The organism is Pseudomonas sp. HY2-MNA-CIBAN-0224 (genome assembly GCF_040310285.1).
Lineage (GTDB): Bacteria > Pseudomonadota > Gammaproteobacteria > Pseudomonadales > Pseudomonadaceae > Aquipseudomonas > Aquipseudomonas helleri.
The window spans coordinates 12,952-26,989 of the sequence record NZ_JBEOPQ010000030.1 but is presented as its reverse complement, the minus strand read 5'-3'; the positions used below and the strand labels follow the sequence as shown (position 1 = coordinate 26,989).

At 58.2% G+C, this 14,038-nt stretch carries 11 protein-coding genes; 4 read left to right on the top strand and 7 right to left on the bottom strand.

Annotated features, from left to right (window positions below; all coding sequences use genetic code 11):
- Positions 1-33 precede the first annotated feature (33 nt).
- Positions 34-2,322: a primary-amine oxidase gene (tynA, locus tag AAEZ03_RS14965; protein ID WP_350579622.1), complete on the bottom strand. Its 2,289-nt coding sequence runs from the start codon at positions 2,320-2,322 to the stop codon at positions 34-36.
- Positions 2,323-2,614: 292 nt separating this feature from the next.
- On the opposite strand from tynA, the gene AAEZ03_RS14960 reads away from it, so the two are divergent.
- Entirely contained in the window at positions 2,615-4,105 is a 1,491-nt protein-coding gene (locus tag AAEZ03_RS14960) for an aldehyde dehydrogenase family protein (protein WP_350579620.1), read from the top strand.
- A gap of 29 nt (positions 4,106-4,134) precedes the next feature.
- Here the strand turns inward: AAEZ03_RS14960 and AAEZ03_RS14955 are convergent, their stop codons facing one another.
- Genes AAEZ03_RS14955 through AAEZ03_RS14945 form a run of 3 tightly spaced genes read right to left on the bottom strand, consistent with a single transcriptional unit; the run spans position 4,135 to position 7,019 of the window.
- Positions 4,135-5,052 carry a DMT family transporter gene (locus tag AAEZ03_RS14955; RefSeq protein ID WP_282363228.1) on the bottom strand — a complete coding sequence of 306 codons (918 nt, stop codon included), beginning with the start codon at positions 5,050-5,052 and terminating at the stop codon, positions 4,135-4,137.
- 2 nt (positions 5,053-5,054) lie between these two features.
- A complete protein-coding gene (locus AAEZ03_RS14950; RefSeq protein ID WP_350579617.1) occupies positions 5,055-6,014 on the bottom strand; it encodes a 2OG-Fe(II) oxygenase in 960 nt (319 codons plus the stop codon).
- A gap of 24 nt (positions 6,015-6,038) precedes the next feature.
- The gene (locus tag AAEZ03_RS14945) at positions 6,039-7,019 is read right to left on the bottom strand and encodes a hypothetical protein (protein WP_350579615.1); all 981 of its coding nucleotides are present in this window, start codon (positions 7,017-7,019) and stop codon (positions 6,039-6,041) included.
- 162 nt (positions 7,020-7,181) lie between these two features.
- On the opposite strand from AAEZ03_RS14945, the gene AAEZ03_RS14940 reads away from it, so the two are divergent.
- Entirely contained in the window at positions 7,182-8,030 is an 849-nt protein-coding gene (locus AAEZ03_RS14940; RefSeq protein ID WP_048390670.1) for a LysR substrate-binding domain-containing protein, read from the top strand.
- Here the strand turns inward: AAEZ03_RS14940 and AAEZ03_RS14935 are convergent.
- Positions 8,024-9,514, bottom strand: a complete 1,491-nt coding sequence (locus AAEZ03_RS14935) for a M81 family metallopeptidase (RefSeq protein ID WP_350579613.1) — start codon at positions 9,512-9,514, stop codon at positions 8,024-8,026. The two genes, AAEZ03_RS14940 and AAEZ03_RS14935, sit on opposite strands and share 7 nt — an antisense overlap.
- Before the next feature lie 29 nt (positions 9,515-9,543).
- Positions 9,544-10,848 (bottom strand): MFS transporter, encoded by a 1,305-nt coding sequence (locus tag AAEZ03_RS14930; RefSeq protein WP_350579611.1) that lies wholly within the window; start codon positions 10,846-10,848, stop codon positions 9,544-9,546.
- A 125-nt stretch (positions 10,849-10,973) separates the two neighbouring features.
- On the opposite strand from AAEZ03_RS14930, the gene AAEZ03_RS14925 reads away from it, so the two are divergent.
- The gene (locus AAEZ03_RS14925) at positions 10,974-11,885 is read left to right on the top strand and encodes a LysR family transcriptional regulator (RefSeq protein ID WP_350579609.1); all 912 of its coding nucleotides are present in this window, start codon (positions 10,974-10,976) and stop codon (positions 11,883-11,885) included.
- On the opposite strand, the gene AAEZ03_RS14920 is transcribed toward AAEZ03_RS14925, so the two are convergent.
- Positions 11,879-12,787 carry a LysR substrate-binding domain-containing protein gene (locus tag AAEZ03_RS14920; protein ID WP_350579607.1) on the bottom strand — a complete coding sequence of 303 codons (909 nt, stop codon included), beginning with the start codon at positions 12,785-12,787 and terminating at the stop codon, positions 11,879-11,881. The two genes, AAEZ03_RS14925 and AAEZ03_RS14920, sit on opposite strands and share 7 nt — an antisense overlap.
- Positions 12,788-12,974: 187 nt before the next feature.
- On the opposite strand from AAEZ03_RS14920, the gene AAEZ03_RS14915 reads away from it, so the two are divergent.
- Positions 12,975-14,012, top strand: a complete 1,038-nt coding sequence (locus tag AAEZ03_RS14915; protein ID WP_350579605.1) for a D-cysteine desulfhydrase family protein — start codon at positions 12,975-12,977, stop codon at positions 14,010-14,012.
- Positions 14,013-14,038: the final 26 nt, after the last annotated feature.

The window sequence follows — 14,038 nt, the reverse complement described above, 5'->3', positions numbered from 1 at the left end:
TCACCACGGTGACAGGGGCATGGCTTATACAGGTTATTTTGCCGCGTTGAGGTTCAGCGTCGGAGTCTCATCGAAGAAGTTCCACGGTTTCAACAGCACGTGTACCCACTCGGTCGGCATGATCGGCCATTCCTCGGCCCTGGCGATGTGGGTTGTACCGGTGGTGAGCCACACCACATTGTCGGTGTTGTCGATGGACTGGTTATCATGGGTGAACTGCCCCAGCCCGGTGTCGGTTTGCGAGCGGTTCGGGTATTTGCCTTCCGGGTACTTTTCGTCCGGGTTGTAGCGCGTCACCCAGAGTTGTTTGTCCATGAAGCTCAAGCGGTGGTAGAGCCATTCGTCCTTGCCGAAGTTGGCGCCCTTGGCCACCGGGTGAGTGCCACCGGCATATGGGATCAGTTGGTAGGACACGGGGTTGCCGACTTTGTTTTCCTTATTAAGGTTGCTCAGCAGGCGCACGGTCGATGGGTCGAATTTCTGTGCCGCTTGCTGTTCGGTGCTGACCACCCGCTGTTCGGTCTGCATGGTGCTGGTGCGGGGTCCGCCACGGTCGTTTGGCGCGATGACCGGGTTTATTTCGACCAGTGAGTTGTTTTCCCCGTCTATGTCCATGTCCAGGCGAAAGTTATAGATGTGCTGGTGGGTGGTGCCGACGATGTTGTGGTCGATCAGGGTGCCGTAGCGAGTGTCTTCCTTGGCGGTTGCTTCATGCATGGTTTTACTTTTCACGCCCTTGACCGCTTCGATACCCGTAGCGCCTACGTCGATGCCAATGGTGCCGTTCTGCTGCAAGACCCAGTCGAAGATGTAGTCGTAGTTGCCCACGGTGCTGATCCAGCGGATCACCAATTCACGCCGCTCGGCGCTCAGGTTGGGCTGGCCCATTTCCTGGTGTTTGTATTCTGGACCGGCGTAACGTTCGAACACAGCGAGGGCGTGAGGGATTGTGGTGGGTGCACCGGTGTAATCAGCAATGGTTGCATCCAGCAGCACGGCATTTTGCGGAGCGTCTTTACCACGGGCAATCGGCGAGGTGAGCGTGCCCATGCCGTAGTCGCCCGAATCCAGATACGCCTTGAAATACCAGCCTGCGTCCGGGTCCCCGTACGGCACGATCATGCCGCCCAGGTTGCCCTCGTACATGATCTTGCGTTTATTGCCCTTGTCGTCATAAGTGACGGTAGACAGGATCGGCCCGACCCGCGAGTCGAGACGCACATGCAAGTCCCAGTTCTGCCAATGAATGCTGTTGCCGGTAATGGTGTAGTTCTTGCCCTCCGGCTCGATGATCTCCAGCGGCTTTAGCGCGACGCTCTTGCGATCGCGACCATCGTAGGGGGTGGCTTTTATGGGGACCGGAATCACTCCTCCATCCTCGACCTTGATGAGTTTCTTTTGCTCCAGGTCGACCACCGCGACCAGCCCTTCGATCGGATGGGCCCAGTAGTTGCCGTCACCAACATCGAGGTAGCTGACGATTTTCAGCAGGCGCTTGTCTTGGGTCAGACCGTCCTTGCCGTCGAAATAGCCCACGGTGAGGGGTGTCGTCACCACTTTTTTAATGTCAGTGATGCCACGTTTGGCCAGCGCCTGGGCGTACTCGGGGCTGGTATCGATCACGGACTGCACGGTGGCAAAGTCGTCCAGCAGCACCATGCCGTGAGCGCCTTCAATGGGCTTCCACGACAGCAGGGTTTTGCTGTCCAGATCGACCTGGCCTTCAATCACGTGCTTTCCGTCCAGCACCACGATATTGGCCTGACGCGGCTGTGCAGGTTTTTGCCCGGTGTAGATGAAATTCCACACCTGGTCCTTGGGCGGGGTATGCACCGAGATTTCGGTGAAACGCAAACCCGGTGTGTAGTGCCCGGATGTCTTGATGATCTCGACCGCAGTGTTGATCTCATCCGCGCTCAGCGGGTTGAGCGGGCTGGGGCGGGTTTCGATGACAAATGTTTTGTCCAGATCGGACTGGAACACCTGGTTGATGAAGTCTTTGGACATGAACGCCGTCTTGCCCTTGAACACCACTGGCACCGTCAACTCCATGCGCTTGCCGTTGAGCACGGCGACTTTGCTGTCGGGTTTCACCTTGAGGTAGGCGCCGTCCTTGGCAATCACAAACACATCGGCGTAATCGTCCCATTTGACGGTGGCGCCAAACGCTTCAAGGGTTGACTGCAGCGGCACCATTTCGGCGGCGCCGCCATGGGCGTGGGCGTTGGACTGCAAACCGGGCAGGCCTAAGGTGCCCAGGGCAATGGCCAGTGCGAGTCGGGCCAGGGGCGTTCGTTTGAGCAAAGCGGCGGGCGAAAGCATTTCTGATTTCCTTGAGGTAAACCGAGGACAGTGTCAGGCAGCACTTTGCTACAGCGCGTGGAGGGATGCTTTTGGATTCTCGCCAAAATCCTTGTGCTGCGTGCCTGAATTGTCAGGCCGCCTTATTCGCAACCGTTGTTCAGCCTGCGATCCAGGTTGCGCAACGTTTGGCAAATCAGCCAATACAACTGGCACGCAGGGAAAACCCGGCTTGGCGTCGAGCATCGACAATCGCGTCAACCTTGCCGGTAACAGTGAACGGCTTGCAACTCAATTGAAAGAAAGGTGCTTTATGAGCAACGTTGAAATCCTGCCACAGGTTGCCGCATTCCTCGATCGTCGCCATGGCTGCTTTATTGACGGCCAATGGGTATTGGCAGATGGGCAAACCATTGCAGTACTCAACCCGGCGACGGGTCAAGTGCTGTGCGAAACCCTGGATGCACCGCCACACCTGGTTGAACAGGCCGTACAGTCGTCTCGCGCGGCTTTCAAGTCGGGTGTGTGGTCCGGTTTGCGTCCGGCCGATCGGGAACGGATCCTGCTGAATTTCACTCGCCTGGTTGAAGAACACGCTGAAGAACTGGCGCAGCTTGAAACGCTGAGTCAGGGCAAGTCGATCAATATGGCGCGGGCGCTGGACCTCAATGCCACCGTTGAATTCATGCGCTACATGTCCGGTTGGGCGACGAAAATTGAAGGCCAGACCTTTGATGTGTCGATTCCCCTTCCGCAGGGGGCGAAGTTCACCACGTTCACCAAGCGTGAGCCGGTCGGTGTGGTGGTGGGTATCGTGCCGTGGAACTTCCCGCTGATGATCGCCGCCTGGAAACTGATGCCAGCGCTGGCCAGCGGTTGCACGGTGATCATTAAACCGGCGATGGAAACCCCGCTGACCGCCATGCGCCTCGCTGAACTGGCGGTTGAGGCGGGTATTCCGGCTGGCGTATTCAACGTGGTGACCGGCGGTGGCGCTTCAGTCGGCGGTAGGTTGACCAGCCACCCACTGGTGAGCAAGGTGTCGTTCACCGGCTCCACCCATGTGGGCAAAAGTGTCGGCGTGGCTTGCATGGAGAACATGACGCGGTTTGCCCTGGAACTGGGCGGCAAGAACCCGATGATCATCCTGGCCGATGCTGACGTCGACAAAGCCATCCAGGGCGCGATCCTCGGCGGTCTGTTGAACAATGGCCAGGTGTGTGCGGCGGCATCGCGCTTCTATGTGCACCGCTCGATTCACGATCGTTTTGTCGAAGGGCTCGCCGCTGCAGTCTCGGCGTTGCCGATGGGCGCGGGCATGAATTGCGATGCAGCGATCAATCCTTTGGTGTCGCGTAAACAGCAACAGAGCGTGCTCAAGCACATCGAACTGGCGCGCGAGCAAGGTGCGCGCGTGGCGTTGGGGGGTGAATCGCAGGAAGGTGAGGGGTTCTATGTGCAGCCGACCATCCTCGCAGACATTGACCACAGCATGGCGGTGGCCCGCGAGGAAGTGTTTGGTCCTGTGCTGGCTGTCATGCCGTTTGACGATGAGGACACCGCTATTGAGCTGGCCAACGACAACCGCTACGGCCTGGCTGCCAGCCTCTGGACCAACGACCTGACCAAAGCGCTTAACCTGGTGCCATGCATCGAAGCTGGCACCGTGTGGGTCAACGCCCATGTCCTGCTGGACCCGGCGATGCCATTTGGGGGTGTTAAACAATCGGGCATGGGGCGTGAATTTGGCCGTTCAGTGATTGAGGCCTGTACTGAGCTTAAATCGGTGTGCATTGCCCACTGATTGCTCGTCGCCCAAGTTTGATTGCCTTCTCACGCTTCACTGCAAACGGCGCAGGCATGGCTGCGCCGCCGGGTAATCAGGACTCCAGTGGCCACCACCAAAATGCCCACGTAGGTGGTCCAGTGCAGGGCGTCGCCAAACATCAGGGCGGCCCACAGCAAGGTGACCGGCGGCTCCAGATAGACCAGCGCCGACACGCGAGTAGCGGACATTCGCTTGAGCAGGGTCCACAGGCTGAGGTAAGCAATAAACGTTGAGAACAGCGTCAACCAGCCGACGGCCACCCAGACATTGGCCTGGGTGGGCACCTGGATGTCATTCAGTGCCAAACCGGCAGCAAACAGCAGGACCAGCGTGGTGGCCGATTGTAGAAACAGTGGCATTAGCTGGCCGTCCTTGCTGTGTCCGGTTGCCAATACCGATTGCTGGCGCTGATACAACGTGGCGATAGACAGGGTGATCGCCGCGATCAATGGCAGGGCATACAGGCCAATGCCGATGTTGTTATCGGACAGGGCATACTCGCCGCAGATCACGATGCCGACCCCGCTGAATCCGATCACCAGCCCAAGCCATTCTTGCAAGCCGCTGCGCTCGTGGTTGCCCCGTGCGGCCAGGGCGGCGGTGATCAGTGGCTGCAGTGCGCAGATAATCGCCGCTATCCCGGCGGGCAGGCCGCCACGTATGGCGATATAGACACTGACCAGGTAAGCGAACTGAGACAGGAAGCCAATAATGGCGTTATAGCGCAACTGTGCCCGGGACAATGCCCACAGTCGCTGCCAGACAAACGGCAGCAAACACGCAGTGACCAGCAGGAACCGCCAGAACAGCAGGTTGATGGCGCCAGCATCTTCAGTGCCCAAGCGGGCGCCGATAAAGCCCGAACTCCAGGACAGGACGAAGACGGCTTGCAGTGAAAACAGATACAGCGTGCTGCGTGACATAGTCAACTCTCTGGATAGCGCAGTTCTTCAAAGGTAATGGGGGCGATACCGATACGTGCGAATTGTCTGGCGGCTGAGCGCTGTAAGGCCCAGCGCAGTTTTAACCAGTTGGGAATGGTCGCGGGGATGCCGTCGTCTGAGGCGAGGTGCCAGAACTGGTTGGAATCTTGACGGGCGTAAGGGCAGTGGAAGGACAGCACCAACGACATGCGTCGGCCGGTGCTTACTGGCCGAACGCCATGAAACAATCGACTGCCATAAATGAATAGCGCATCACCGGGTTCGATCAGCGGGGCGGTTTCGAACGTACGGTGATTAAGGGCGTCGAAAGACTCGACTGTGCTGTTATGAAAGACGAATTCTCCGCCGGTGTAGTCTGACGAGCGCGTTAGCACAATGTTCAGCACATAGTTGGTGCCGTCGGTATGCCACATACCGAGTTGCTGCTGTTCATGCTCAGGCTTGGGATAGAAATAATTGATCTGCGACCGGGCATTGAGCATGGGGTAGGGCACCAGGGGGACGCCCGCAATGCGCGAGATGGCCAACAGGAAGCGGCGACTGTTCATCATGGCGTTGATGAACGGCGATAGCGTGGTGACTGCGCGTGTGCGCCGGGAAATGATCCAGTCGCTGTCATCTGCATGTTCTTCCAGACGCGTGCAGATGTCTTGAAGAGTCGCCACGGCTTCGGGCGTGAACAACCGGTGCGCGCAAGCCACTGCGGTGATCGTTTCGGCCGGTATGTCGGGGTGCGGGCTCAAGGCGTAGCCCAGGTCGGCAAGTGTTCGCGCATCGCTGATCGTAAGGTTTGCCTGGCAGAGCAGGTCGTCACGCCAGAGCGCTTGCTCGTCGGCAGCGGGCGAGGCACTGCGCGACCTTTTTCTCAACGTGGATTTCAGCGCCAGTTTTACTCGCCCGACGCCGCGCTCAAACAGGGGTAGCGGGTCTGTGTGATCCATGGTTCATGGCTCCCTGTGGTGTTGCTATTGGAGGTATTTGGCAATCTGATAACGCACAGAGCCATCACCGCTGGCGAACTCATCCAGCACGCTGCAGTTGCAGTGTCGAGATCTGATGCGACGGAACTGTTCAGGGGTGTATTTGAGGCAGATATTGGTCAGCAGGCAGCCTTGTTGGCGTCCCTTCTCAACGGGTTGCAGGGTGACGGCCACATGGATCAGCTCATCCAGCAGTTTGAATCTCACGAGGGTGACAGCATGCTCATCCAGCGGGATGAAGCCTTGCTGCAGGGCAACTACCTGCGAAAACCTGATCATGTGCGGGTTGGCATAAAAAGCGTGGATGTTGCTTTGCAGCCCTTCTTCGTAGATCTGCATCTCCGAAATGATGTATGTGGCGTCGCTCGCGAGGCTGCGAATGAGTCGTCCGGTGGTCACCGGCAACTCGTTGCCTTCTTGAAAGCCAAGCAAGGTAATCAGGGTAATGTCCTGCTCATGATGCAGGTCGGCACGTTCAACGGTTCGATAGTCGGCGGCGATGTAATTGAAGCTGCCATGCTGTTCCACGATTGGAAACACCGCGTCACGCATTACGCTTTCTGAGGTCTGATTGATGTCGATGGCGGTATAGCGCAGGGAGGTGCAAGCCTCAGTGATCCGCCCCAGCAAGTGCGCGGTTTTGATCGGTTCAGGGCCTAATTCAACATAGTGCACATGGCGATTCTCGCTCAGCAGGGCCAGACGCTCGGCAAGCGTGCCGAGAATGTCTTTGAGTGCGCCCTGGCCTTGGGCGTCGGCACACAGCCCATCCTCGGCCATGCCTTGCTGATTCAAGGCGCACATGAGCTGAAATATTTGCAAGTTGAAGCGCGAAGGGTTGCCAGAACTGGCCAGGGGGGCGGTCAGGGTCGAGTATTTGGCGTGGTTCTCAACGGTCCATAGTTGGGTGTTCTTATAGCGTTCGGTGCGTATGAGGGCATCTACAACAAAGTCATTCAGGCTCATCGGTGTCACTCCATACGGTGGTTTGAGTGGTCTTGTTTGCTCCGGTTGAGGTTGCGCGTGCAGTGGCTGGCATGTGTTGACCCCACCATAGGAGTGGGTGTAAACCCTGTACAGTTGAATAAATCGAATCGCTGGTTCGACATAACGAAATCAGGTGACCTCATGGGCAGAGCCCTCGACATTGATGTGCTCAGAACCTTCCAGGCCGTGGCCAGGTTCAGGCGCTTCAAGGATGCGGCCGATTACGTCCATCGCAGCCCTTCGGCAGTGACAACGCAGATCCAGAAACTTGAGGCAAAGGTTGGGCATCAACTTTTGGTCCGCAACAATCAACTCGTTGAGTTGACGCCTGCGGGGCGGCAACTGTTGGGCGAAACCACGCGCTTTTTGATGGCCCATGACCGGCTGTTGGCAACGTTGTCGCCACAACTGATGACGGGCAAGGTTCGTATGGGAGTGCCAGACGGTTATGCCGAGCAATTGATGGCGGACTTTTTACCGCTGTTCGTCGCGGGCAATCCGGCTCTGGAGCTTGAAGTGGTGGTCAAATCCAGTACTGAACTGCTCGATCTGTTTGCACGCAAGCAACTGGACCTGACCATCGCTGTCAGTCATGAGCAACTGAGCCATGCTGAGCGGCTGCGTTCTACACAGCCGTGCTGGGCGGCGGCTGCTGGCTTCAAGTACGATCCAGATCAGCCTTTGCCGATTGCCCTGCAATTGAGTGGCTGCCCGTACCGGGAGTCAGCGCTGGCGATCTTGAAAGCCGCCGGGATCCGTTACCGGATCCTGCTGGAGAGTGCCAATTCCCACGCTGTATTGGCGTGTGTGAGAAGCGGTTTGGCGTTGGGCATTGTGGAAGCCCAGGGGGCGGCCGATGACGGTTCGCTGATTCTTCAGATGGCGTTGCCTGGCTTGCCTGAGCATCACGTTTATCTGCTGACGGATACGTCCCATCATGCGGCAGTGCATCTGCACGAAATGCTCAGGTCATCCTTTTTGATTCAGTGATGGAACGCAGGCCCGTTCGGCTTTAAGCGGATGCCTTCACGCAACCTTGTCCACGGGATGTCCGCCGGGTCTGCGGTCATCGGACCGGGTGCTTTGGCCACCAGGATGTGCTCGGCGATGGGTTGGAAGTCGGCGCGAAAATGCACGGAGCTTTTGTTGATCAGCACGCTCATTTTTTCAGGGTCGATGCCGGCCAGCCGGTACAGGGAACGGTCCAGCATCTGGCATTTGCTTGAGCTGACGGCAATGCTCACATCGTCGATTTTCAGACCCGCCACCGGGCCGACATCAACGTCCATGCCATTCATCATGGGGCCTTCGAAGCGGCAGCGGCCGTCAGACAGGTGGGTGACTTCAAAGCGGCCTTGTAATGGCTCATCCCCCGGCACGCCGGATTGCCCGCCCAGCGCGATGTCAATAAAACCACCCAGCCCGGCGGCAATCGCGGCCTGAACGGCCGCAGGATCATAGATCAAACCGATGGCAGCGTTACGCGCCTGGTGGCTTAACAGGGCTTTGAGCATGCCCATGGTATTGCCGTCGCCACCTGCGCCGGGGTTGTCCTGGGTGTCTGCAATCACGATGGGGCGTTGGGCCGACGCTGCCAATGCCATGGCCTGGCGCACGGCATCGTCTGGAAGCAGAAGCGGCACTTCCCATTGATCTTCTTCGCTGACCAGCTTGTCATACAGGGCGCCGACGGCGGCTTGCAGCGCCTGCGGATCCAGCCCATAGCCCCAGATGACCGGCCCGCACTCTTCGAAATCGGCAGCCGGAAAGCCGGGGGTGAAGGACAGCGACAGGCTTTCTGATTCAAGGTGCTCCAGTTGCTGGTAAAGGCTGCGCGCGGGCTCCAGCAGGGTGCACATGCCGTTGACCGGAATCAGGAAGGGCAGTCGCAGACTGGCGTGCTGCAGTTTCCCGCAACGCAGTCGCAGATCAAGCAGTTGCGCGGCTTTTATGCCGGTTTCAGCCATGTCCACGTGGGGATAGGTTCGAAAGGCAACCATGGCATCGGCCTGTTCGAGCATCAAATCGGTCACGTTGGCGTGCAGGTCCAGTGAGACCACGATCGGTATGTCCGGCCCCACCACGGCACGCAGCCGGCTCAGCAGTGTGCCTTCACCGTCATGGGTATGTTCGGCAACCATAGCGCCATGCAGGTCCAGATAGAGGCCGTCCAGTGTCTGGCTGGCAGCCGCCTGGATGATTTCATTGGCAATGCGCTCGTAGGCCGCTTGGGTGACATGGGCTGACGGGCTGGCTCCGGCCCAGATCACTGGAACCACCTCATAGCCCAGTCGCTCGGCCTCAATCAGAAAGCCGCCTGCGGGGATGTTGACCTCGCGTAATTTCAGCACGTCCGCGCCCCTGACCATTTGCGGAAAACCTTCGCCCCTGACGAAGTTTTCGTATTCGGCTTTGGAGGGCGCGAAGGTATTGGTTTCATGCTGGAAACCAGCCACCAGGATTCGATAGGCCATGACAGTAAAGACACCTTTTTATTATGGGTTTAAACGGTTTGGTTAGACGTTGCTCTTTGCTGAGCGTGTTCAGGTTTATTCGCAGCCAGCAGCACGGCCCCCAGCAGCAGAATCACCGAGATGAACACCAGGCCCGAGTCAGAGTTACCCGTGGCCGTTTTGACATAGCCCATCAGCGTCGGGCTGAGGAAACCACCGGTAAGCCCGATGGTGTTGATGACGGCAATGCCGCCTGCGGCCGCGTCACCCTTTAAGTGCTGCGATGGGATGGCCCAAAACACCGTGTAGGCTGACCACATCATGGTGGTGGCCAAGGTCAGGAACAGCAGTGATAACCCGAAGTGGGTCTTGTAGATCACCGACGCGGTCAAGCAGATCGCACCTATCAATGCCGGAAGGGCTGTGTGCCAGCGCCGTTCATAGAAACGGTCTGAGGTCCGGGCAAAGATCAACATGCCCGCCATCGCGCCAATATAAGGAATGGCCGAGTACCAGCCGATCTGCATGGTGTCGTGGATACCTGACTCTTTGATGATGGTCGGCAGCCAGAAGCTCATGGCATAGATGCCGCAGATCAAACAGAAATACCCAGCAGCCATCAGGTAAACCCGCGGGTCTTTCAATACCTGTTTGAACGAATGGTGGTCGCCCCGACCTGTGCCGATGTGCGCTGCCAGTGCCTGTTTTTCAGGTTCACTCAACCAGGGCGCGGTGGCCGGTTTGTCACTCAGCACTTTCAGTGCGAGCACACCCAGCAGCACAGCGGGGATGGCTTCCAGAAAGAACATCCATTGCCAGCCGGACAAACCGTGTACGCCTTCGAACGCAGTCATTAGCCATACCGAGAGCGGCGCGCCAAAGATCCCGCCCAGCGGCGCTGCCAGCATGACGATTGCCAGCACTTGCCCCAGCCGTTCGCGGCCGTACCAATAGGTCAAATAGAACAACATGCCCGGCGCGAATCCGGCCTCAAATACCCCGAGGAAAAAGCGCAAGACGTAAAACGCCCGTTCCGTTTCGACGAACATCATGCAGGCCGATGTGGTGCCCCATAAGATCATCACTCGACTGAGGGTCTTGCGTGCGCCGATCTTGGGCAGTAGCAGGTTGCTCGGCGTCTCGAACAAGGCGTAGCCGATAAAAAAGATACCGGCGCCCAGCCCATAAGCGGCATCGGACAAGTTCAGGTCGCTTTGCATTTGCAACTTGGCAAAGCCCACATTGACCCGGTCCAGATACGCCACGAAGTAACACACGAGCAAAAAAGGTAATAACCGCCAGTCAATCTTTCGATAGATGGCTGAAAGCTCACTCGCTGGCTTGCTGCTGTGCATACGGCTCTCCACGGGATCTTTTTATTGTTCGATCGATATTCAGGTGCAAACCTTGTGTGAGCAAGAGCAACTTTTAAATGCTAGCGTTGCTCTGTAAGCAACAGTCATTGAGCAGCAGGTTTATCGTGAGAGATCTGAATCAACGTCGAATGCGCTATTTCTATGAAGTCCTTTCCAGCGGCTCCATTCGCGGAGCGGCGGAGAATCTGAACACCGCGCCTTCTGTGATTACCCGGCAAATTCAATTGCTGGAGGAAGAGGTCGGCAGCGTCTTGTTTGAACGCCAAGCCCGCGGTGTGGTGCCGACTGAAGCGGCGCAGTTTCTTCTGGAGTTCTGGCGTGGCTGCCAGGCGCAGCAAGAACACCTCGAAGACCGCTTGCGCGGGCTTAAAGGCTTGAGGGAAGGGGATATCCGGATTGTTATCAGCGAGGGCTTTATCGACTTGCTGATCGATAAGGTCTTGAGTGAGTTCACCGACACCTATCCCGGCATTCGCATTACGCTGGACGTGTTGCCGGTCAACAGCGTGCTTGAAGAAGTCGCGCAAAGCGCCGCGAGCATTGGCCTGGCCTACAACCCCCCGGCGCACCCTGACGTGACCTATCGCGCGTCGTCCTTGCAGCCGGTTCGTTTACTCATGCGCTCGGGCCATCCGTTGGCGCAGCTCAGCGAGCCGTTGAAGCTGGAAGACATCTTGCGTTACCCGCTGGCAGTGATGCCGTCGGAATACGGCCTGGGGCAAATCATTCAGCTCGTGCTGCATACCGAAAACCTGTCTATTCGCCCGGCCATGGTCACCAACTCCCTGACGGCCCTCAGGCGGTATGTGATGAGCGGTGATGCGGTAACGATGATGAGCGAGTTCTCGGCCTTCAACGACCGGGTCAGCGGCGCGCTGGTGACCCGCTCGATCGATCACCCGCTGTTCGAGAATGTGCATGCCCGGCTGTTGGTCAAGCTCAACAAACCGCAATCGGTGGGGGCCGAAGAGTTGCTCAAGTGGATCGAGCATCGAACGTCTATTTTCGGTCAGTGAGCGTGTGGCTCAGGCGTAGACGAGCCCAGCCGTTCGCTGATGAACGTGACAAAGGCATTCAGCTTGGGCAGTGATTTTTTTGAGCGCAAATAGACCATTTGCACCGGCTTGGGCTCCGGTGCGCAGGCACTCATCAGCGGCACCAGCTCGCCACTGGCCAATGCCGCGGCTACCAGAAAATCCGGCTGCATCAAGATTCCGCAGCCGGCAATGGCCGCTTCAAGCAGCACCTTGCCATCGTTGCTTTTGAGGACCGCCTGCTCGGGCCACGGAACGTCCTTGTTGCCTTGGCGCAAGGGCCAGGCAAAGCGATTGTTCCACGAGGTGTGGGTCAAAATCCGGTGTGTGGACAGATCCTCCGGGGTCTGCGGCGCCTGCCAGGTGGCCAGGTATTTGGGCGCCGCGCAGATCACCATCCGGTAGGGCGGCAGTGGCCTGCAGACGAGGTTGACGTCCACCCGCTCGGAAATCCTGAAGCCCAGATCAAATGAGCTTTCGTAGAGGTCCACGACCTTATTGCTCAAGATCAGCTCAATCTGAATCTCGGGATACAGCTGCATGAATTCGGTGACGAGTGGACCAATCAACGCACTGCCCAGGGTCATCGGCGCGGTCACGCGCAGCAGGCCGCTGGGTTTGTCGGTGGAGGCCTCGACGCGCTTGAAGGCGTACTCGATCTGCTCAAGGGCGGTTTTGGCTTCGGCGTAAAACAACCGGCCTTCACCGGTGACGGACTGGCGGCGCGTTGTTCGCTGAATCAGCCGGGTGTTCAAGGCTGTTTCAAGGCTCTGAATATGCCGCCCGACCATGACCGCCGACATGCCCACCTGAACCGCAGCCTCAGCAAAACTGCCCGCCTCGACGACCGCCACAAAGACTTCCATTTGCCTGAGCTTGCTCATAAAAAATGCCTTCTGGCTGTACAGATAAAAAACTGAAAACCCTTATAGCGCAGTTTGCGGCCTGAACAGCGGGCGACATTGATTGCGAACCTCAGGTTATACAAGTACTAACTTTTAGTGCGTTTATTACCCGCTGGTTTGTTCCTATATTAATTAAGAATAAACATCAGCGATGAGGTCACAGAACATGCAAACCAGACTGGACAAGGCTTTGGCGGCCTTTCCCCGGGCAGATGTGTTGCAGGGCGCCACCCGCATTCAACGCGCCGAGCGGCTTGAGCAGGAGTTGGGCTTGCGCGAGCAAGGCGTCGGCCTTTACCTCAAGCGTGATGATCACATGCACATCGGCGGGGGCGGCAACAAGCTGCGCAAGCTTGAGTTTCATCTCGGCGGCGCGCTGAAAAACGGTGTTGATACGCTGATTACGGTTGGCGGTATTCAGTCCAATCATGCGCGCTTAACGGCGGCGGTGTGTGCCCGACTGGGCATGGCCTGCGAGTTGATTCTGACCCGCTCGGTGCCCAAGGTCGACACCGATTACGAACTCAACGGCAACGTCCTGCTGGATCAGCTTTTTGGTGCCCGGATACAGGTGCTGGCCAAGGGGGCCGACGCCCTGGCCGCCGCCGAGCAGCGAGCCGATGAATTGAGAGCCGCAGGGCGCAACGTCATGGTGATTCCAACTGGCGGCTCGACGCCGTTGGGTAGCCTGGGCTACGCCCGTTGCGCGGCAGAAATCGCACAGCAAGAGATCGAGTTGGGCGTTAATTTCAGCGAAGTGGTGATTCCCAATGGCAGTGCGGGCACCCATGCCGGGCTCGCGGCGGGCTTTGAGCTGCTGGGGCGTGGGGCTTCGACCGTGAAGTCCTGGTCGGTGCTGGCCGATCAGCAAACCTCTGCGAGCAGGACGCGGCAGCTGACTCAAGAGGCGCTGGCGCTGCTCGGTCATGCAGCCACCCTTGCGCCGCAGGCCATCCATATCGATGGCAGCCAACTGGGGGAAGGCTACGGGCTGCCGACACCGGCGATGATCGAAGCCGTACACCTCATGGCCCGTTGCGAAGGGCTGCTGGTTGACCCGGTTTACTCGGGCAAGGCCTTCGCAGGCCTGCTGGCTGACCTTGGCCAAGGCCGCTACCGCGCTGGCGATAACGTGCTGTTCGTTATGACCGGCGGCACTCCGGGCCTTTACGCCTACCGCGACACCTTCACCCAAAGCCTGTAGTCGCTGCAAAGGCACGAGGCTGCGAG